The organism is Acinetobacter sp. G18 (genome assembly GCF_052660225.1).
This window is the reverse complement of record NZ_CP109658.1, coordinates 2,639,176-2,659,154: the sequence shown is the minus strand read 5'-3', so window position 1 is coordinate 2,659,154 and position 19,979 is coordinate 2,639,176. Positions and strand designations below refer to the sequence as shown.

18 protein-coding genes are annotated in these 19,979 nt (G+C 39.1%); 13 read left to right on the top strand and 5 right to left on the bottom strand.

Going from position 1 to position 19,979, the window contains the following annotated elements; all coding sequences use genetic code 11:
- Positions 1 to 20: 20 nt before the first annotated feature.
- Positions 21 to 743 (bottom strand): pirin family protein, encoded by a 723-nt coding sequence (locus NE363_RS12650; protein ID WP_000459995.1) that lies wholly within the window; start codon positions 741 to 743, stop codon positions 21 to 23.
- Positions 744 to 1,299: 556 nt separating this feature from the next.
- Here NE363_RS12650 and NE363_RS12645 point away from each other — a divergent pair.
- The 6 genes from NE363_RS12645 to NE363_RS12620 all read left to right on the top strand — a co-directional run bounded on the left by NE363_RS12645 (position 1,300) and on the right by NE363_RS12620 (position 8,035).
- Positions 1,300 to 2,217, top strand: a complete 918-nt coding sequence (locus NE363_RS12645) for a metal-dependent hydrolase (protein WP_445536388.1) — start codon at positions 1,300 to 1,302, stop codon at positions 2,215 to 2,217.
- A gap of 65 nt (positions 2,218 to 2,282) precedes the next feature.
- Positions 2,283 to 3,113, top strand: coding sequence for an SDR family NAD(P)-dependent oxidoreductase (locus NE363_RS12640; RefSeq protein WP_419332899.1), 831 nt, complete (start codon positions 2,283 to 2,285; stop codon positions 3,111 to 3,113).
- 23 nt (positions 3,114 to 3,136) lie between these two features.
- Complete coding sequence (locus NE363_RS12635; protein WP_445535189.1) at positions 3,137 to 4,687, top strand: flavin-containing monooxygenase; 1,551 nt, start codon at positions 3,137 to 3,139, stop codon at positions 4,685 to 4,687.
- A gap of 367 nt (positions 4,688 to 5,054) precedes the next feature.
- Entirely contained in the window at positions 5,055 to 5,282 is a 228-nt protein-coding gene (locus NE363_RS12630) for a hypothetical protein (protein WP_004702801.1), read from the top strand.
- Between the two features lie 323 nt (positions 5,283 to 5,605).
- Positions 5,606 to 6,925, top strand: coding sequence for an NCS2 family permease (locus NE363_RS12625; RefSeq protein WP_004702799.1), 1,320 nt, complete (start codon positions 5,606 to 5,608; stop codon positions 6,923 to 6,925).
- A gap of 111 nt (positions 6,926 to 7,036) precedes the next feature.
- Positions 7,037 to 8,035, top strand: a complete 999-nt coding sequence (locus tag NE363_RS12620) for an adenosine deaminase (RefSeq protein ID WP_445535188.1) — start codon at positions 7,037 to 7,039, stop codon at positions 8,033 to 8,035.
- Between the two features lie 44 nt (positions 8,036 to 8,079).
- On the opposite strand, the gene NE363_RS12615 is transcribed toward NE363_RS12620, so the two are convergent.
- Positions 8,080 to 8,637, bottom strand: coding sequence for a cytochrome b (locus NE363_RS12615; protein ID WP_445535187.1), 558 nt, complete (start codon positions 8,635 to 8,637; stop codon positions 8,080 to 8,082).
- 238 nt (positions 8,638 to 8,875) lie between these two features.
- Between NE363_RS12615 and NE363_RS12610 the strand changes: the two genes are divergently transcribed.
- Together NE363_RS12610 and rnhB are read left to right on the top strand one after the other, a co-directional pair.
- A complete protein-coding gene (locus NE363_RS12610) occupies positions 8,876 to 9,253 on the top strand; it encodes a hypothetical protein (protein WP_077166139.1) in 378 nt (125 codons plus the stop codon).
- Between the two features lie 67 nt (positions 9,254 to 9,320).
- On the top strand, positions 9,321 to 9,887 hold the full coding sequence (rnhB, locus tag NE363_RS12605) for a ribonuclease HII (protein WP_004702791.1): 567 nt from the start codon (positions 9,321 to 9,323) through the stop codon (positions 9,885 to 9,887).
- A 70-nt stretch (positions 9,888 to 9,957) separates the two neighbouring features.
- Here the strand turns inward: rnhB and csrA are convergent, their stop codons facing one another.
- From csrA to alaS, 3 genes are all read right to left on the bottom strand, one after another.
- Positions 9,958 to 10,212: a carbon storage regulator CsrA gene (gene csrA, locus NE363_RS12600; protein ID WP_000906487.1), complete on the bottom strand. Its 255-nt coding sequence runs from the start codon at positions 10,210 to 10,212 to the stop codon at positions 9,958 to 9,960.
- Between the two features lie 245 nt (positions 10,213 to 10,457).
- Positions 10,458 to 11,738 (bottom strand): aspartate kinase, encoded by a 1,281-nt coding sequence (locus NE363_RS12595; protein ID WP_004702788.1) that lies wholly within the window; start codon positions 11,736 to 11,738, stop codon positions 10,458 to 10,460.
- 65 nt (positions 11,739 to 11,803) lie between these two features.
- The gene (gene alaS / locus NE363_RS12590; RefSeq protein WP_025465194.1) at positions 11,804 to 14,440 is read right to left on the bottom strand and encodes an alanine--tRNA ligase; all 2,637 of its coding nucleotides are present in this window, start codon (positions 14,438 to 14,440) and stop codon (positions 11,804 to 11,806) included.
- Positions 14,441 to 14,709: 269 nt separating this feature from the next.
- On the opposite strand from alaS, the gene NE363_RS12585 reads away from it, so the two are divergent.
- The 5 genes from NE363_RS12585 (at position 14,710) to NE363_RS12565 (ending at position 19,928) form a co-directional block, all read left to right on the top strand.
- Positions 14,710 to 15,729: a type I glyceraldehyde-3-phosphate dehydrogenase gene (locus NE363_RS12585; RefSeq protein ID WP_445535186.1), complete on the top strand. Its 1,020-nt coding sequence runs from the start codon at positions 14,710 to 14,712 to the stop codon at positions 15,727 to 15,729.
- Between the two features lie 311 nt (positions 15,730 to 16,040).
- Positions 16,041 to 17,207: an ATP phosphoribosyltransferase regulatory subunit gene (locus NE363_RS12580; protein WP_019458153.1), complete on the top strand. Its 1,167-nt coding sequence runs from the start codon at positions 16,041 to 16,043 to the stop codon at positions 17,205 to 17,207.
- Positions 17,208 to 17,267: 60 nt separating this feature from the next.
- A complete protein-coding gene (locus NE363_RS12575) occupies positions 17,268 to 18,587 on the top strand; it encodes an adenylosuccinate synthase (protein ID WP_004702779.1) in 1,320 nt (439 codons plus the stop codon).
- A 126-nt stretch (positions 18,588 to 18,713) separates the two neighbouring features.
- Complete coding sequence (locus NE363_RS12570) at positions 18,714 to 19,031, top strand: hypothetical protein (RefSeq protein ID WP_445535185.1); 318 nt, start codon at positions 18,714 to 18,716, stop codon at positions 19,029 to 19,031.
- A 117-nt stretch (positions 19,032 to 19,148) separates the two neighbouring features.
- Positions 19,149 to 19,928 carry a M48 family metallopeptidase gene (locus NE363_RS12565; RefSeq protein ID WP_019458152.1) on the top strand — a complete coding sequence of 260 codons (780 nt, stop codon included), beginning with the start codon at positions 19,149 to 19,151 and terminating at the stop codon, positions 19,926 to 19,928.
- The last annotated feature ends 51 nt before the right edge of the window (positions 19,929 to 19,979 follow it).

Here is a 19,979-nt window from a genome sequence, read left to right as displayed (position 1 = left end):
CTATGCAGGTGTTTTGTTGATTATGGCATGGTTGGAACTTCTTCTGGACGCATATCAAAAATCAGAATTTCAGCATTATCACCATTAGTAAATGATAACTTGCCTCCATCACGAATTCGCGCAGCATCACCCGTGTTAAAGGTTTTACCGTTTACATCAATACGGCCTTTTGCCACATGTAGGTAAACATAACGTCCTTCTGGAATTGCAAACTCTGCTGTTTCTTCGCCGTCAAAAAGACCAGAATAAATATTAATGTCTTGTTTGATCGACAAAGTTTTTTCGCCACCTTTTGGTGAAATCATCAAGTGCAATTTACCGCGTTTGTCTTCCTCGGAAATATGCAATTGTTGATAGCCCGGTGTGGTGTTCACTTCGTTTGGAACAACCCAAATTTGCAAGAAGTGCACGTTTTCTTGTGCAGAGTGGTTAAATTCACTATGAGCAACACCACGACCTGCGCTCATTAATTGAATATCACCAGGCACAATCACAGAACCTGTACCCATTGAATCTTTATGTTCTAACGCACCTTCAAGCACATAAGAAATAATTTCCATATTGCGGTGAGGGTGAGTACCAAAACCTTTCGATGGAGCAACAGTATCGTCATTAATCACAAGCAAATCTGAAAAACCTACTTGTTTCGGGTCCCAATAATTTGCAAATGAAAACGTGTGTTTTGACTGTAACCAGCCATGATGTGCTGCACCACGCTCATGAGATAAACGCATATCAAACATGATTTATTATCCTCATTCAATTTTTTTCTCTGAATGCAGTTTATCGTTTTCATTTATGCAATGAAGCTCTAAAAACAGAAAGCTTGGTGTGATTTTTGGAACGCTGAAGTATTAAAATGATTTATTTGGAAAATAGGCATAATATTTCATTTATTATCTTTTTAAGCCATCTTTTTGTCATTTTAGGACAAGTGTCCTTTATTTAAATTATTATGAATAATATTAGCTTATATAAGTCGTTTGAAATAATCAAAAAACATTTAAATTGGCAAAAAGTTTCAAAGTGGGTTGGCTTTTTTTGTCCTTGTTCGAGTAATGCATCAAGCGCACTATTTAACCTGATTTGGTGAATTTAACCTCGCTTAAGTTCATAAAACATGGCAAGGCAGATGTATTCGAGCAAATTTTTGTTCTAGAGCAGTTAAAGATTGCAAGAAATAATTTAAAGACAACTTTACCTGTTTGATTCGACGCTGCCTTGTATTTAACAAATTTTATAGGGTGTCAAAAAATGGTCGCTCAAGCTATCCGAAATATTATTTCTCCTAAATCAGTTATGGCTCAGTATCAAAAGATAGACTTTTCAAATAAAGGATCTATCCCAATCCGCCATCTAAATATCGGATTTGATGGCAAAGAAATTGATATCGAGTTTTACGTCAACAATCAGTTTGCAACTTTGTTCTTTGCAACGCTTTCGGTTTTTTTGACCTATGGTGAAGATTTGGTGATTGAAACAGCCCGTCATCACCGCGAATTTATTCAAGACCCAATTTTAAAACAGCGTGTTACTTCTCTTATTGGTCAAGAGGCCATCCATTCAAAATTGCATAATGAATTCAATGATGCAATTAAAGAGCTGGAATATCCGGTCGATTTATATCGTTTCTTAGGTGAAAACTTCTTTAAATATGTGTTTTTAAAATTCCCACAGCCATTAAAGCTTTCACTTATGGCAGGCATTGAGCACTTTACGGCAGTTCTCGCTGAATACATGATGAAGCATGAAAAGAACTTTTATTATACCGATGATGCGAAAAGCCGAGCGTTATGGATGTGGCATATGCTTGAAGAGTCTGAGCACAAAGATATTGCTTATGATGTCTATCAGGTTTTGAACGGTAACTATCCATTGCGTGCAACCGGTTTTCTAATGGCTTTCATTACCATTTTAGGGCTTATTCCAACCGCAACATTATTTGTGCCTGTACTGCGTAAGCCACAAGAAATGCTGACCAGAAAATTCTGGAAAGATGCACGTCGTGGCGTCAACTTAATTTTTAGTCCAAAAGATGGCGTATTCGGTAGCACCGTTGGCCAGATTCTGGATTATTTACGTCCAAGCTTTCATCCCAATGATCATGACACAACTCAATACCTTGAGTACTACAAACAGAAATTACTTAACGAGGGCGGTGCAATTGCACCTTACTTTGTGAAGGAATTTACTCCATCAGTTCGTGCAGTTTCATAAGGCTGTTGGTCACGGCAGTAATACCCAAATTACTGTCGTCTCCCTAAAATTTTTTAGGATTTACTATGATTCTATTTGGTAAGAAAGACCAGCCTAGCCGAAATGCATATGCTGTTGTGACAGGGGCAGGTAGTGGAATTGGCCGGAGTTTTGCACTTGAATTGGCAAAACGCGGTGGCAACGTGGTATGTGCGGATATTAATTTAGAAGCTGCTGAAGAAACCGTAAAGTTAGTTGAACAGCTTGGACAAAAAGCTTTTGCAGTCAAGTGCGATGTTGGACAAGCAGAACAAGTACAGGTTTTGGCTGATCAAGCAGAGCAATTATTAGAGCATCCGGTAACAATGATTATTAATAATGCTGGCGTAGGTCTAGGCGGCAAATTTGATGAAATGAGCTTGGAAGACTGGAAGTGGTGTATGCACGTAAACCTATGGGGTGTTATTCATGGTTGTCATACATTTGTGCCAAAGCTCAAAAAATTAGGTTACGGCGCAATTATTAATGTGGCTTCTGCCGCGTCTTATACTGCAGCACCAGAAATGAGTGTCTATAACGTAACGAAAGCCGGTGTATTGGCATTATCAGAAACCCTTTCAGCTGAGCTTCGCAAATTCAATATTAAAGTGAATGTGCTGTGCCCGACTTTGGTTCCGACCAATATCATTAAAAATGGTCGTATTCCAGGGCGCTATTCAAAACTTGCAGATCATGCACTCATGAATTATGCCATGACCACCAGTGATGCAGTTGCAACATTAACATTGAACCGATTAGATCGAGGGCAGCTCTATACCACGCCACAGATCGACGCCAAATTATTCTGGCTTATGAAAAGAACATCACCAACGCTATATGCAAAGTTCCTTGGGCTTTCGTATCAGCTATTTAAATAAAATTTTGTATAGGCAGAAAAATTATGGTCACTAAACCTAGAACAAATACTCGTACACGTAAAACCCAAGAAGTTGCACATATTTATGACACTTTTATTGTCGGTGCAGGTATTTCTGGCTTAGCTGCAGCAATTAAGCTAAACGAAGCAGGCTTAACCAATTTTAAAATTATTGAGAAAGCGGGCCGCGTCGGTGGTACTTGGCGTGAAAACACGTATCCGGGTTGTGGTTGTGATGTTCCATCATCGCTTTATTCTTACTCCTTTGCGCCAAGTGCAAAATGGAGTCACTTATTTGCACGCCAACCGGAAATCTTAAGTTACTTAGAAGATGTAAGCCGTGACTTTGATATTGAGTCTTTAATTGAATTCAATACTGAACTATTAAAAGCAGAATGGGACAGTCTAGAAAATGTCTGGAAACTCGAGACAAGCTCTGGTTTGTATATCGCTAAAACAGTCCTATTTGCTACTGGTCCAATTACTGAGGCTCAGATACCACGCCTTGAGGGTTTAGATACTTTTACTGGTGAAATGTTCCATTCAGCGAAATGGAACCATGATTATGACTTAACTGGTAAACGCATTGCCGTGATTGGTACTGGTGCATCTGCTATTCAATTTGTGCCACAAATCCAACCTAACGCAAAAGAGCTGTTTGTGTTCCAACGTACAGCACCTTGGGTACTGCCAAAACTAGATACCGACTTGGGTGAGTTAAGTAAATCCGTCATTGCTAAATATCCAGCTATTCAAGCGACTTGGCGACAGACTGTGGCGAGTACTTTAAATGTCATTAATTTTGGCTTACGCAATCCAAAAGCTTTAAAGCCTGTCAATTTTGCTGCGAAACAACTATTAAAGTTGCAAATTAAAGATCCGGTTCTACGTCAAAACGTAACACCTAATTTTGATATTGGCTGTAAACGTATTTTGTTTGCTAACAATTACTACCCTGCACTACAAGCACCAAACACGACTCTGATTCCTCATGGTTTAGTAAAAGTTGAAGGCAATACGGTGGTTGCTGCCAATGGTGAACGCCACGAAGTTGATGTGATTATTTGGGGCACTGGTTTCGAGGTATCTCATCCTCCAATTGGTAAACGCGTACACAATGAGCAAGGACAATGTTTGGCTGATCTTTGGAAAGACTCTTCACCAGAAGCTTACTTAGGTACCAATATTGAAAATGTGCCGAATGCATTTCTTATGCTAGGACCTAATGTGTTGGTTTACGACTCCTTTATTGGTCTTGCTGAAGCACAACTGCAATATATTGTTGATGGTTTGCTACAAATGAAGGCAAAGGGGATTGCTAAACTTTCCGTTAAGTCAGAAGTGATTAAAAAGCATAATGAGCTTGTACAAAAACATCTGCAAACCACTGTATTTAATAGTGGCGGATGTAAAAGTTACTATCTCGATGCTAATGGCCGTAATTTTGCCGCATGGCCATGGTCTTTGAAAAAACTTAGACAGCGTTTAAAACATTTAAAGCTAGAAGAATATGAAGTGGTGTATGAGGCTGATTTGATAAAGGCAAAACCTAAAGTTGAAGAAATTGTCGGTTGATTAATTTATAAAAGCCCATTTTGATTGATTGAAATGGGCTTTTTATTATCTGGGAATTGAATAAATAAATTAAAATTCAATCAATAATATAGTGAAGTTAAATTGAAAAATAAATTTAAATATACTTAAAAATAAAAGAGGGAAAGCAGTGTATATAAGTTTTTAATAAAAAATATAGTGATTTTTAAAAATGAATTTTTAAGTGAAAAGTTTCATTTTTAAGCTTTTTTAAAATTGTAAATTAGAAAACATTTTTTATATCAATAGCTTGAGTGATTGGTAATTATTGTAAATAAATGTGAAAGTATTCACAAACTGGTTATTTTTTGTTAAGATCATTAACATTAAAAACATAGAGATAATAATAATGATCAATAAAGTATTAATAGTGTTGTGTGTGAGTATCGTGTTTGTATTAGGATATTGGGCGTATTTAGATAGCCAAAATAAAAAACACCAAGAACTTATGCGAATTATTCAAGAAGCAGAAAAAAACTTGCAAACGATTGAGCGAAATCCTAATCGTGTTAGTCATAGCAATTTAGCTTCTTATACTTTGCAAAACTATCTCAGTGATAAAAAAGTTTTTTTCTAGTCAAAACTGTTGTTGTAATTTGCTTTAAAAAAGACTGTCATTGGTCATATCTTTTCATAAATTTTGATCATGTTGCGATTGAATCTGTTAAACTTATTTAACGTATAGTAAAAAAGCTGCATAGGGGTTATGCAGCTTTTTTGTGTTTCAAGAGGGGCTGTGTCTATTTTCTATGTATGAAATCAAAATTCAAATGAGTGGCATATTTGTTGCTTCATCTATTTGAGGTTTTTGTTTAGAGATCTGATCAGAAAAACAAGATTGCTCAGATACCTACATAGAAGTACATATTCCACAGCTCAGATTTTGCATAGAGGCTACTTATGGCGGCGCCCAATTCTTCGGCAGGCTGGTTAGAGCGTTTATTTAAGTTAAGCGACAATAAAACCACGTTTCGAACAGAAGTTCTTGCTGGTGTAACTACGTTTTTAACGATGTGTTACATCATCATTGTCAATCCACTCATTTTATCTGAAACCGGCATGGATCATGGCGCCGTATTCGTTGCAACCTGTTTGGCGGCAGCAATCGGTTGTTTAGTGATGGGTATTATTGCCAATTATCCAATTGCATTGGCACCGGGCATGGGGCTTAACGCTTATTTTACCTATTCGGTATGTATGGGCATGGGAGTGCCATGGCAGACGGCTTTAGCAGCTGTTTTTGTTTCAGGAATTGTCTTTCTTGCGATTAGCTTCTTTAAAGTTCGTGAAGCGATTGTCAATGCAATTCCAATGTCGCTTAAATTTGCGATAGGCGGGGGTATTGGTTTATTCCTTGCACTTATTGCGCTAAAAAATGCCGGCATTATTGTTGCCAATCAAGCGACATTGGTAGGTTTGGGTGATATTAAACAACCTACAGTGTTGTTGGCTTTATTTGGATTTTTATTGATTGTAGTTTTACATCAGCTTAAAGTTCGCGGTGCCATCATTATTAGTATTTTAGTCGTTACAGCAATTGCGACTGCTTTAGGCTTGAATCAATTTAAAGGTGTAGTAGGTCAAATCCCTTCAATTGCACCAACATTCATGCAAATGGACTTTAAAGGCCTATTTACTGCAAGTATGGTCGGTGTCATCTTCGTATTCTTCATTGTTGACTTGTTTGACAGTACGGGTACTTTGGTTGGCGTTTCACACCGTGCTGGCCTTTTAAAAGATGGTAAATTACCACGTTTGAAAAAAGCATTATTTGCTGACTCTACGGCTATTGTTGCTGGTGCTGCATTGGGTACTTCATCTACTACGCCATATATCGAATCAGCTTCAGGTGTAGCGGCAGGTGGGCGTACTGGTTTAACTGCAGTCGTTGTTGCTGTTTTATTTATCTGCTGTTTATTTTTAGCTCCTCTTGCTCAATCTGTGCCAGGTTTTGCAACAGCCCCAGCTTTATTATTTATCGGTGTACTTATGATCCAAGGGATCACGCACATTGATTGGGATGATATTACAGAAGCTGTTCCAGCCTTTTTAACGATTGTATTTATGCCATTCGCGTATTCAATTGCAGATGGTATTGCAATGGGCTTTATCAGCTATGCATTAGTCAAATTATTTACAGGTAAAGCAAAAACTGTTCCATACATGGTGTGGATTATTGCTGCTCTTTGGGTATTTAAATTTATCGCTTTTGGCGGTTAATACGATTTTTTATAATTTCCTTCTAGAACTATATTTCGTAATCGTTATATAAGAAGGAAGTTATTGAAGGGTGTGTTACCACACCCTTTTTTCTTTAGATGTGGAGTTAATATGAATCAAGTCGAGCTGATTCAGGCCTTACCAAAAGCCGAGTTGCATGTGCATATTGAAGGGACATTTGAACCTGAATTAATGTTTGCTATTGCACAGCGTAATCAGATTCAGATTCCTTACAAATCTGTTGAAGAAGTAAAGCAAGCTTATAACTTTCATAATCTTCAATCATTTCTAGATATTTACTATGCTGGTGCAAATGTTCTTGTTCATGAGCAAGATTTTTATGATTTAGCATGGGCATATTTTGAGAAATGTGCAGAAGATCGTGTCGTTCATACAGAAATGTTCTTTGACCCGCAAACCCATACTGACCGTGGTATTGCCTTTGCGACAGTAATCAATGGACTTAAACGTGCATGTGCTGATGCGAAAGCTAAATTTGGTATTAGCTCTCAGCTCATTATGTGTTTCTTGCGTCATTTAAGCGAAGAAGCTGCATTTGAAACGCTTGAGCAAGCTTTACCGTTTAAACAAGACATTATTGCCGTAGGGCTTGATTCAAGTGAAGTAGGACATCCACCAGCTAAATTTGAACGTGTTTTTGCTAAGGCACGTGAAGAAGGCTTCTTAATCGTGGCTCATGCAGGCGAAGAAGGCCCACCTGAATATGTATGGGAAGCTTTGGACTTGCTTAAAGTAAACCGTATTGACCACGGCGTACGTTCTGAAGAAGACGAACAATTAATGGCTCGTTTAATTAATGAAAAAATGCCATTAACCGTTTGCCCTTTAAGTAACTTAAAGCTATGTGTTGTTAAGGATATGAAAGATCACAATATCCGTCGTCTTTTGCAAAAAGGCGTACACGTGACTGTTAACTCGGATGATCCTTCATATTTTGGTGGATATATGAATGATAACTTCATTGCTATTCAGCAAGCCTTAGATTTAAGTAATGATGAGTTGAAGCAACTCGCAATTAACTCTTTTGAAGCCTCTTTCATTTCAGATGAAGAAAAACAAAAGTGGATTTCAGAAATCCAAAAAATCTAAATAAAAAAACCGCCTTTAATAGGCGGTTTTTTTTAATATTGAATTTATTTAGGTTGTTTGGTCATGCTGTTTAAAACATTGTCTTTATCCACAAAGTGATGTTTTAAAGCTGCCAGAACATGTCCAACAATAAGCAAACCTGCAAACCACGAAATATAAATATGTAATGGTTTAACGATAGCTAAAAGCTCTGGATTGTCTTGTACTAAACGTGGAATTTCAAATAAATATAAAACAGGGGCAGGATGACCAGCACTCCAGCTAAATAAACAACCCGTAACAGGTAAAGCCACCAAAATCACATAGAGTAATAAATGTCCAATGTGAGCCAAAGTTTTCATCTTTGGTGACATGGTGTCAGGCAACTTTGGGGCTGGATGGGTGTAACGCCAGAAAAGGCGAATAACCACTAGAAAGATAATGGTTGTGGCGATGTTTTTATGCAGTGTAATGACATCACCTTTAAAGCTGCCATCAGTATCATAACTTAAAAAATTTCCACTGTAGAAACCAATCACCCAAGCCGTGATGAAAATGATTGCCATAACCCAATGCAAAATCTGTGCAGTGCGGGTGTAGTATTGAGAGGATGAGGCAGGCATAAAAGACCCTAATTTTTTGTCATTTTAGCGCTAGATTTTATGGTAAAGCAGTATTTTTGAGAAATGTTGTTCTCGTAACGGAGCGTACTATAAACAGAACGCTTTAGCTGAAGTGCATGATTAAATCAAACTGGAGTGTAGGAAAATTAGATTGCATAAATGCATCAATTTATTTGTTTCTTCTAAGCACGAGTTTAGGCAAAATACGCGCTGCTTACGTTCGATCAAAGGAAAAATGATGAAAAAATTGATGCTTGCTGTGGCACCAGTTGTTTTGGCTTTAACTGCATGTGCAACAACTCCTGGTACAGGTTCTGCAGAAACTACAACTCAACAGTTAGGCATGACTGCATTAAAAGTTGCTGTAAATGCAAAATGTATTACAGAAATTAATAATGTTCCTGCATGGAAAACAGCAACAAAGCTTATGACTGCTGAACAACGTGATAGTATTCAAACTAATGTTTGTGGCTGCGTAAGTGAAAAGGCACCAAACAGTGTTACGGCAGTTGATTTGGCTACTGCTGCACTTGACCCAGCTGCACGTGCAACAATAGTAACCCAAGTCGTTTCTAATACTGTAAATGCTTGTGTGGCTGAAGCTTTACAAAAGTAATTAATAATTTAAGTTTTAAAGAAGGCTGATTCATATTGATCAGCCTCTTTTTTTCATTGGAGTATACATGTTCGTTGCAGGTGTAGATGAGGCGGGGCGAGGCCCATTAGTGGGGTCAGTTGTTGCCGCTGCTGTTATTTTAGATCCGGAAAATCCGATTTTAGGACTAAACGATTCTAAAAAATTAACTGAAAAAAAACGTGAAAAGTTGTTTATTGAAATTCAGGAAAAAGCTTTAGCATGGTCAATTGCAGAAGCGACGCATGCAGAAATTGATGAGCTAAATATCCTACAAGCAACATTTCTAGCAATGAAGCGAGCAGTGGACGGCCTTAAAACACTGCCTGAAAAAGTTATTGTAGATGGCAACCAAATTCCCAAAGGAATCATTATTCCATGTGAAGCAATTGTTGGTGGAGATGCGAGCCACGCCGAAATTAGTGCTGCCAGTATCTTGGCAAAAGTCACACGTGATCGCCAAATGGCAGAATTAGATCAACAGTATCCATTATTTGGATTTGCCAAACATAAAGGCTATCCAACAAAAGCACACTTTGAAGCGATTGCAGCTCACGGGGTGATCGATCAACACCGTCGTAGTTATGCACCGGTTAAACGTGCATTAGGTCTATAAATTTATATACTCCCAAAAAAATTTAAAGCGACTAGAAAGTCGCTTTAATTAGGGAGAGAATAACTTCATACTAACGATTGAAGTTTTTCTGTGCATAATTATCATCTTCATATGAAACTTGATAATCTTGATCAAGATGTTGAAGGTGTTCATGCATTGCACGTTCATGTTGAATACGTTGATAAATTTCTTCGCGATGAACAGAAACCTCTTTTGGCGCATTCACACCAATTCGAACCTGGTTTCCTTTGACGCCAAGCACAGTAACACTGACTTGATCCCCAATCATTAATGTTTCCCCGACACGGCGGGTCAGAATCAGCATGTTTATCTCCTTGCTAAACGCTTAAAACTGCAATATTGGTACCCAAATAAAAGCTCAACCTCAGTTTTCAGTCAGATTCTAACAGAAATATGAGAACAAAGTCATATTTTGATAATCACTGCCAAAAAACTTTCCGTTTAATATAACAGAGCCGCTATAAAAAAAACTATAGCGGCTCTGTGTTTTCTTTGATTATTGTCGGACAAGTAAACATTTTTTAATGAATTCTTGACCGTTTGGTAAAATTAAGCGCGGGCGCTGCTTTCACCATGTTCGCGATCTAAACCAAATGCGGTATGTAGGCAACGAACTGCAAGTTCAAGGTATTTCTCATCAATAATGACAGAAACTTTAATTTCAGAAGTTGAAATCATAAGGATGTTAATGCCTTCATCAGCAAGGGCAGTGAACATTTTGCTCGCTACACCTGCGTGTGAACGCATACCAACACCAACGATAGATACTTTAACGATGTCATCACGTGTTGAAACTTCACGCGCGCCAATATTTTTAGCAGTTTCGTTTAAGATTTTTTCAGCTTTCGCTAAATCAACACGGTTTACAGTGAAAGTGAAATCTGTTGTGCCATCTTCTTCAACATTTTGCACTATCATATCGACTTCGATATTGGCATCACTTACTGGTGATAAGATTTTAGAAGCAATACCTGGTTCATCAGGCACACCTAAAATCGTTAATTTTGCTTCGTCACGGTTAAAAGCAATACCTGCAATGATTGGCTGTTCCATATTGTCTTCCGCCTCAGTCGTAATGAGTGTACCTACATTTTCTTTAAATTCGTCGTCAAAAACGCCATCGTTATCATTATCAAAGCTTGATAATACACGTAAAGGAACTTGATATTTCCCGGCAAACTCTACTGAGCGAATTTGTAAAACTTTAGAACCTAATGATGCCATTTCTAGCATTTCTTCAAAAGAAATACGGTCGATTTTTTTGGCTTTAGGAGCAACACGAGGGTCAGTGGTGTAAACGCCATCTACATCGGTATAGATCTGACATTCGTCAGCTTTTAAAGCAGCAGCAAGAGCAACACCAGAAGTATCTGAACCACCTCGGCCTAGTGTTGTGGTATTTCCATTTGCATCAAAGCCTTGGAAACCAGCAACCACAATAACACGGCCTGCATCTAGGTCATTGGTCATGACATCTGTATCAATAGACTCGATACGCGCCTTGGTAAATGCACTGTCAGTTTTAATACCGACTTGACGTCCGGTATAGGATTTAGCTTCCACACCAATCGAATTAAGTGCCATAGCTAACATGGAAATCGTCACCTGTTCACCGGTTGAAACCATTTGGTCTAACTCACGTGGGTCAGGTGTTTCGGTAATGGCTTTAGCGAGGGCAAGTAAGCGGTTTGTTTCACCACTCATTGCAGATACGACCACAACAACCTTGTGACCGTGATCATGCCAACGCTTCACACGACGAGCAACATTTAAAATGCGCTCGGGGGTACCCATAGAAGTACCGCCATATTTTTGAACGATTAATGCCATAGTTGTTCCATATAAGCCATGACCCTGAGAGGCTTTTCAGGGTCAGTTACACAAAAAGTGAAGTCTTATTTTTGTTCAAGCCAAGCAGGCAATGCTGCAATAACTTGTCCAAACTTCTCGTTAAGTGGCGCGCCACCTTGTGCTAAGTCAGGTTTACCACCACCTTTACCACCTAACTCAGTTGCTAGATGTTTGATGATGTCACCTGCTTTTAGATTTGCAGTGTATTGCGACGCGACTGATGCAAGCAGGCTGACCTTGTCACCCTCTACACCTGCTAACACAATCACTGCATTCTCTAATTTTGATTTCACACTGTCATGCAAGTTGCGAAGCGCTTTTGCATCAACACCTTGAACAGTAGTGATAAGCGTTTGACGATCAGCAATCGTTTGTACCTGATCAATCAAGTCAGCCGCTTGGAAGTTTGCCAATTTCTGGTTGAGTTGTTCAATCTGCTTTTGTAATGCAGAAACCAATTCCACATTAGCTTGAACACGCTCAACTGTTTGGTCTTTCTGTGCTTTTAGTAAGCTATTAATGTGCTGAATATCATTATCAGCTTTTTGTACCACTTCTAACGCTTTAGTACCAGTTACTGCTTCAATACGACGTACACCAGCAGCTACACCACCTTCAGAAGTGATTTTGAATAAACCAATATCACCTGTACGTTTTACGTGAATACCACCACAAAGTTCAATTGAGAAGTTCTTCTCATCAATGACTGAACCCATAGAGAGTACACGTACTTCATCGCCATATTTTTCACCGAACAACATCATTGCGCCTTTTGCTTTCGCGGCTTCAATGTCAAGAAGTTCAGTCGTCACTGGAGTATTGGCAATAACTTCAGCATTTACCAGACGTTCAACTTGTTGTAATTGTTCAAATGAAACAGGTTGGTCATTTGCAAAGTCAAAACGTAAGATGTCGCTTGCAACTAAAGAACCTTTTTGTTGTACATGTGAACCTAAGATTTGACGAAGGGCAGCATGTAACAAGTGAGTGGCTGAGTGGTTGCGCGCAGTAGCTTCACGAATGTCTGCTTTAACAATCGCTTCTACATTTTGATTTGCTTTGAGGTTACCAACGGTCACAATACCTTGATGAACAAAGGCACCGCCAGACTTTTTAGTGTCTTGAACTTCAAAAATACCAGTTTCATTTTTGAAGATACCCGTATCACCAATCTGACCACCACTTTCAGCATAGAAAGGAGTTTGGTTTAGAACGATAAGCGCTTCGTCACCTTCAGAAACTTCATCAACTTGTACGCCATCTTTATAGATCGCTACAATTTCGCCTTGACCAGTTGTGTTGATATAACCGTCGAACTGAGTTTCGCCTTCGACTTTTACAATGTTGTTATAGTCAACTGCAAACTTACCAGCGTCACGCGCACGTTGACGTTGTGCAGCCATTTCAACTTCAAAACCAGCTTCATCAATAATAAAGCCACGTTCACGTGCAATATCAGCAGTTAAATCTGTTGGGAAGCCATAAGTATCGTAAAGTTTAAATACAGTCGCACCAGGAATAGTTTTGTCTTTTAACTGAGCAAGTTCACCTTCAAGTAGTTTTAACCCTTGCTCAAGTGTTTTAGCAAACTGTTCTTCTTCACGAATTAAAGTTGCTTCAATCACGTCTTTACGTGCTGCAAGTTCTGGGTATGCATCACCCATAACTTCAATTAAAGGTTGCAACATTTTGTAGAAGAACGTACCAGTTGCGCCAAGCTTGTTACCATGACGAACAGCACGACGGATAATACGGCGAAGTACATAGCCACGGCCTTCATTGCTTGGGTTTACACCATCAGCAATCAAGAAACAGCAAGAACGCGCATGGTCTGCCACAACACGTAAAGAAGGCTGACCTTCGTCTTCAATACCAATAATATTTGCAGCAGCTTTTAATAAGTGTTGGAACAGGTCAATGTCATAATTTGAATTAACATGTTGCAATACAGCAGAAATACGCTCTAAGCCCATACCTGTATCTACAGATGGAGCTGGAAGAGGGTGAAGCACGCCATCAGCAGTACGATTGAACTGCATGAAAACGTTGTTCCAGATTTCAATGAAACGATCGCCATCTTCTTCAGGAGAACCAGGTAAACCACCCCAAATGTGGTCACCGTGGTCAAAGAAAATTTCAGAGCATGGACCACATGGACCTGTATCACCCATTGCCCAGAAGTTATCTGAAGCGTATTTTTCGCCTTTGTTATCACCAATACGGATAATACGCTCTGGCGCTAAACCAATTTCTTTATTCCAGATGTCGTAAGCTTCGTCATCGGTGTGATAAACCGTTACATATAGGCGGTCTTTCGGTAAAGCAAGCCATTGTTCGCTGGTTAAAAATTCCCAAGCAAAATTAAGCGCATCACGTTTGAAATAGTCACCAAATGAGAAGTTACCTAACATTTCAAAGAATGTATGGTGACGAGCTGTATAGCCGACGTTATCTAAATCGTTATGTTTACCGCCTGCACGTACACATTTTTGTGATGTTGTGGCACGTACATAGTCACGTTTCTCAAGACCTAAAAAACAGTCTTTAAACTGGTTCATCCCAGCATTTGTAAATAATAAAGTTGGGTCGTTGGCAGGAACAAGAGAACTCGACGCGACACGTGTATGCCCTTGCGTTTCAAAGTAGCGCAAAAATGCTTCACGAATTTCAGCAGATGTCATTAAACGAGTACTCACAACCAAGTCACTCCATATTTTCGAATTTGGCTAAAAGCATCACTACAAGTTTGTTTGTTCACAAATCTTGCATGTGATACGGGGCTTATTTTTAAAAAACGCTAAATTGTAACGGAAAAACCCCACCGAACCAACGATTTTAGAGGGAATATCTTACAAAACTGTGATTTGGCTAAAAATCTATATTCAATTAGCCTTCACGTGTTTTACTATATGCCTTCTTTCGTTTCTGGTTTTGTAGATAAGGATAGGTCATGCAACGTATCGCCATTAATGGGTTTGGCCGGATTGGACGTAATGTTTTACGTGCTTGGTTTGAAAGCCCGAAACAGTTTCATTTTGAAATCGTGGCGATTAACGATATAGCAGATGTACAAACACTAGTGCATTTATTTAAGTATGATACAACCCATGGCCGTTTTAATGGCAAAGTTGACATAGCTATTGAAAATGAAAAGATTTATTTAAATATTCAATCAAACCAGCGAAATCTGAAAGTTGAAGTTCTTCAGCAAAAACAACCAGAACTTTTGCCGTGGGCAAGCTTGCAAATTGATGTTGTACTCGAATGTACTGGATTGTTCCGTTCTCATGCTGATGCAACACGCCATTTAGAAGCAGGGACGAAGCGGGTCATTATTGGGGCAGCACCTTTTGACCATGTCGATGCTGCAATTGTCTATGGCGTTAACCATGCCGATGTAAAAGCAACTGATCAAATCATATCTAGTGTGTCATGTACTACGCAGGCTTTAGTGCCCTTAGTAAAAATTATTGATGATGCATTTGGTATTGAAACTGCGCTCATGACCGAAATTCATGCAGTAACAGCAGACCAGTCTGTACTTGATCACGCACATCGTGATTTACGTCGTGCTAGAGCTTCTGGGCAAAATATTATTCCCACTACATCTAGTGCACTTGGCGCATTAAAACGTGTGATGCCGAAAATGGAAGACCGTATTGATGGCTACTCAATTCGAGTTCCTACTATTAATGTGGCTGCAATTGATTTAACGTTTATCGCACAATCACCAATTACTGTTCATCATATTAATGAGTTGCTGATTAAAGCTTCTCAAACAGATTATGCAGAAATTATGGCAGTAACTGATGAACCGCTAGTTTCAAGCGATTTTAATCATTCACCTTATTCACTTATTGTTGATTTAACTCAAACTATGGTTGTGGGGCATCAAGCTAAAGTATTTGCTTGGTATGATAACGAATGGGGTTATGCAAATCGATTATTAGATTTGTGCAATTCTTTCTAAATTTAAAATAACTTAAGAAAGCTATTCAAAAGCTAAATTTGGTCAATTGGAAACAAGGCGATAGTTCAGATATTGGCCCATTCTTTGGTCGAAGAACTTTTGATTATGATTTAAGCAAAGCGCAGTAAGATATTGAATGTTATTATTAATTGTTTAAATCTTCTTTTTGACTTTAGAGTTTATTCAGAAAGATTTATGCAAATTGTAAGGTGCATGGCACAAAGTATCATGCTACACTAAGAGAAATCGGGTGTGTTCCCGATTTTTTTATGTGGGGTCGTTCCACGTTGATCAGATTTTAGGCTTGAAATATGACCATTTCAGAGACATGGTTGCTGCCTGACGGGGTAGCAGATGTATTGCCGGAACAGGCGCAAGTCATTGAAAAACTTCGCCGTGAAGCTATCGATTTCCTCGCAGTAAGAGGTTATCAACTGGTATATACACCATTTATCGAATACATCGAATCGTTGTCTTCATTATCAGAATTAAATCAAGACTTGGATTTAGTAACTTTTAAAGTCATTGACCAGCTTTCAGGCCGTTTACTTGGCATCCGTGCTGACATGACACCGCAAGTTGCACGTATTGATGCACATGTAAGACCCGTTGAAGGTGTTGCACGTTACTGTTATGCAGGGACTGTATTACATACAAAACCACAAAATTTCAATGCGACTCGTGCACCTTTACAATTGGGTGCAGAGCTATATGGCCACGATAGTATCGAAGCTGACGTCGAAATGGTCGATGTTATGCTCGGGCTAATTGAGAACATTTATACTTTACAAGGCGCTCATCTAGATTTGGGCCATGTAGGTTTGTTCCGTAGTCTAGTAAAGTACGCTGGTCTGTCAAAAAATGAAGAACATGAGCTGTCTGATCTATACCAAAGAAAAGCATTGCCAGAGTTAGCAGAATTTACTCAAAACCTAAATATGGGTTCTGATTTTTATGCGCTTGGTCGCTATTCAAGTGATTTAGATGCACTACAGGCAAATTTAAGTGCAAACATATTACAAGATGCTGAATTTAAAGCAGCATTAGACGCACTTAAAACAACACTTGACCAAATTAAAAATCGTTGGCCAGCACTGAACGTCGGAATTGACGTCGTTGAACTTCGTAGCTACCACTATCACACTGGTTTGATGTATGCAGTTTATGCACCAAACCGTGCTGCACCTTTAGCTCAGGGTGGTCGCTATGACGGTATTGGTGAGCACTTTGGTCGTGCGCGTCCTGCTACTGGTTTTAGTTGTGATTTATATGCATTAGGTGCAAATCAATTCGCTGAGATTGAAACAGTAGTTGCACCTAAAGGTACAGATACAGATTTGCTTAAAGCAATTGCAAATGCACGTTCACAAGGCTTACGCGTGGTTCAATTGTTAGGTAATGATGATTTAACTTCTATTCCATATGCCACACATCAATTGGTGTTGCAAAATGGACAATGGAATATTGAAAAGATTTAAACGCCAACAGTATTTTACTGATGGTTTCCAATTTTAACAGCATGATGTAATGAGGCTATTATGGGCAAAAATGTTGTGGTACTTGGTACCCAATGGGGCGACGAAGGTAAAGGTAAAATCGTCGACCTGCTCACAGATCAAGCGGCTGCGGTAGTACGTTATCAAGGCGGACATAACGCAGGTCATACTCTTGTCGTAGGTGGTAAAAAGACTGTATTGCACCTCATTCCATCAGGCATTTTACGTGAAAACGTATTGTGCTTAATTGGTAATGGCGTGGTGCTTTCACCAGCAGCACTAATTGAAGAAATGGGAATTTTGGAAGCTGAAGGTGTTCCAGTTAAGGAACGTCTACGCATTTCTCCAAACTGTCCACTTATTTTGCCTAACCACATTGCTCTTGATCAGGCTCGTGAGAAGAAACGTGGTAACGCTAAAATTGGTACTACAGGTCGTGGTATCGGCCCTGCGTACGAAGACAAAGTAGCTCGCCGTGCAGTGCGTGTTGCTGACCTTGTTCGTGGTGGTGCAGCGCTAGAAGAGAAACTTCAAGAAATGCTTGAGTTACATAACTTCCAGTTAACTCAGTTCTACGGTGTAGAAGCTGTTAAATTTGAAGATGTATTGGCTCTTTGCAACCAATGGCGTGAAGTTCTTGCTCCATTAGTTATTGACGTGACTAAAGTATTGCATGACTACCGTAAAGAAGGTAAAGCTGTGATGTTTGAAGGAGCTCAAGGCTCACTTCTAGACATCGACCACGGTACTTACCCGTATGTGACTAGCTCAAATACAACGGCTGGTGGTGTAAGCTCGGGTTCTGGTATGGGTCCTTTACATCTTGATTATGTATTGGGTATTACTAAAGCTTATACAACACGTGTAGGTGCTGGTCCATTCCCAACTGAATTGGTTTACGATGCTGCAACTGACTCTGGTGATGCAATTGGTAAACACCTCGGTACTGTAGGTCATGAATTTGGTGCTTCTACTGGTCGTCAACGTCGTTGTGGTTGGTTTGATGCTGAAATCCTACGTCGTTCTGTAGACGTTAACTCACTTTCAGGTATTTGCTTAACTAAACTTGACGTTTTAGATGGTTTAGAAGAAGTAAAAATCTGTGTAGGTTATGAAAATACTGATTCAGGTTGCGTAGGCTCTTCTGATGCGGTTTCTTTTGAATGCTTGAAACCAATTTATGAAACTATGCCTGGTTGGAGCGAGTCAACTGTTGGTTTGACTAGCATTGACCAATTGCCTGCAAATGCTTTGGCTTATGTGAAACGTATTGAACAATTAATCGAATGTCCGATTGATATCGTTTCAACTGGTCCAGACCGCGCAGAAACAATTGTTTTACGTCATCCGTTCTCTGCTTAATTTGCAAAGATGATAAAAGCCTCCTGAATAGGGGGCTTTTTTTATATCCGACTAAAGTGCAGTTTCTGTTTTGTCTAATTCAGATTACAACATAGACATAGGTTATATCATGGATGATGAACTCAAATGAAATTACAGCCAGCTATTTCAAAAACGATGTTTTATTCTTTTTTGTTTGCTATTGGTGGTTCGCCTACATTAGCAATGTTAGTCATCTATGGGCAAAATTATAATCAAGATTTCTTTATGACAGCCTTTATGATCTTGTCCGTATTGTTCGCATGTGTGCTCATTCCTGTCGTACTCATACAAAATAGCTATTTGCTGTGGAAAAGGAAAAGTCCTACTCTTGAGGAAAAAGTTAAGACCTTAAGTCATGTATATTTGGGCTTAAACATAATTTGTTTAATTTTCTGGATTTATTTGATGACTTTATCGACTTGATCTTTACATAAATACTATGATCGTGAAGAAATGAGACATTCAAAGCTTGTGTGCTATTTCTTATAATTAGTGCAAAAGAATAAACAGTTTTTTTAACGATTTAGGTGATCCATGTTGATGAATAAAAAACTCTTTTTAAGTTTATGTGCTGCGAGTGTGGTAACAATCTCTGGTTGTGCAACAGTAGCAGACATGGCTGGTGCAGATACAGCAACACTAAATGCGCAATCTGCACAAGGTTTTAATCAAATGGTGCAGGAAGCGCGTGGTAAAGGGACTTTAGATACAAGTTCAAGTACCTATAGCCGTATTAATGCTGTTTTTAACCGTTTGAGACCTTATGCGAACCAAATGAACCAAACAGGTCAGCCATTTAGTTGGCAGTTGGCTGTACTGAAATCAGATACGGTTAACGCTTACGTTGCACCAGGTGGCAAGGTGGTGTTTTATACAGGCATCGTCAATAAATTGAACCTGACCGATGCTGAAATTGCAGCTGTTATGGGCCATGAAATGACGCATGCTTTAGAAGAACATGCGAAAAGTAAAATTGGTGCTCAAGCTCTCACTGATTTAGCTTTAGGCATTGGATTAAGCTATGCGGGTAATAATGTGGGGCAGCTTGGTACTGCTGCTGCTCAGTTAGGCTCGCAAGTGGGTGTAGGCTTACCATATTCACGTAGTTTAGAAAGCCGTGCTGACCAAGGTGGCTTAATGTTAATGGCCCGTGCTGGGTATAATCCAAATGCAGCTATTACATTATGGGAAAAAATGAACAAGCTTGAAGGTGCTGGTGGTTCATCATTCTTATCGACTCACCCATCTAACTCACAGCGTATTAATGATATGCGTAAAAACTTACCTGCTGCATTAGCGATTTACAATGGTCGTAAGTAAGTTTTAAAACTTTCAGTTCATATAAAAACGGATGCTTAAGCATCCGTTTTT

Coding starts and splice junctions, on each gene's coding strand:
- NE363_RS12650 (WP_000459995.1), bottom strand. CDS start 743: ATGTTTGATATGCGTTTATCTCATGAGCGTGGTGCAGCACATCATGGC.
- NE363_RS12645 (WP_445536388.1), top strand. CDS start 1,300: ATGGCTCAGTATCAAAAGATAGACTTTTCAAATAAAGGATCTATCCCA.
- NE363_RS12640 (WP_419332899.1), top strand. CDS start 2,283: ATGATTCTATTTGGTAAGAAAGACCAGCCTAGCCGAAATGCATATGCT.
- NE363_RS12635 (WP_445535189.1), top strand. CDS start 3,137: ATGGTCACTAAACCTAGAACAAATACTCGTACACGTAAAACCCAAGAA.
- NE363_RS12630 (WP_004702801.1), top strand. CDS start 5,055: ATGATCAATAAAGTATTAATAGTGTTGTGTGTGAGTATCGTGTTTGTA.
- NE363_RS12625 (WP_004702799.1), top strand. CDS start 5,606: ATGGCGGCGCCCAATTCTTCGGCAGGCTGGTTAGAGCGTTTATTTAAG.
- NE363_RS12620 (WP_445535188.1), top strand. CDS start 7,037: ATGAATCAAGTCGAGCTGATTCAGGCCTTACCAAAAGCCGAGTTGCAT.
- NE363_RS12615 (WP_445535187.1), bottom strand. CDS start 8,637: ATGCCTGCCTCATCCTCTCAATACTACACCCGCACTGCACAGATTTTG.
- NE363_RS12610 (WP_077166139.1), top strand. CDS start 8,876: ATGAAAAAATTGATGCTTGCTGTGGCACCAGTTGTTTTGGCTTTAACT.
- rnhB (WP_004702791.1), top strand. CDS start 9,321: ATGTTCGTTGCAGGTGTAGATGAGGCGGGGCGAGGCCCATTAGTGGGG.
- csrA (WP_000906487.1), bottom strand. CDS start 10,212: ATGCTGATTCTGACCCGCCGTGTCGGGGAAACATTAATGATTGGGGAT.
- NE363_RS12595 (WP_004702788.1), bottom strand. CDS start 11,738: ATGGCATTAATCGTTCAAAAATATGGCGGTACTTCTATGGGTACCCCC.
- alaS (WP_025465194.1), bottom strand. CDS start 14,440: ATGACATCTGCTGAAATTCGTGAAGCATTTTTGCGCTACTTTGAAACG.
- NE363_RS12585 (WP_445535186.1), top strand. CDS start 14,710: ATGCAACGTATCGCCATTAATGGGTTTGGCCGGATTGGACGTAATGTT.
- NE363_RS12580 (WP_019458153.1), top strand. CDS start 16,041: ATGACCATTTCAGAGACATGGTTGCTGCCTGACGGGGTAGCAGATGTA.
- NE363_RS12575 (WP_004702779.1), top strand. CDS start 17,268: ATGGGCAAAAATGTTGTGGTACTTGGTACCCAATGGGGCGACGAAGGT.
- NE363_RS12570 (WP_445535185.1), top strand. CDS start 18,714: ATGAAATTACAGCCAGCTATTTCAAAAACGATGTTTTATTCTTTTTTG.
- NE363_RS12565 (WP_019458152.1), top strand. CDS start 19,149: ATGAATAAAAAACTCTTTTTAAGTTTATGTGCTGCGAGTGTGGTAACA.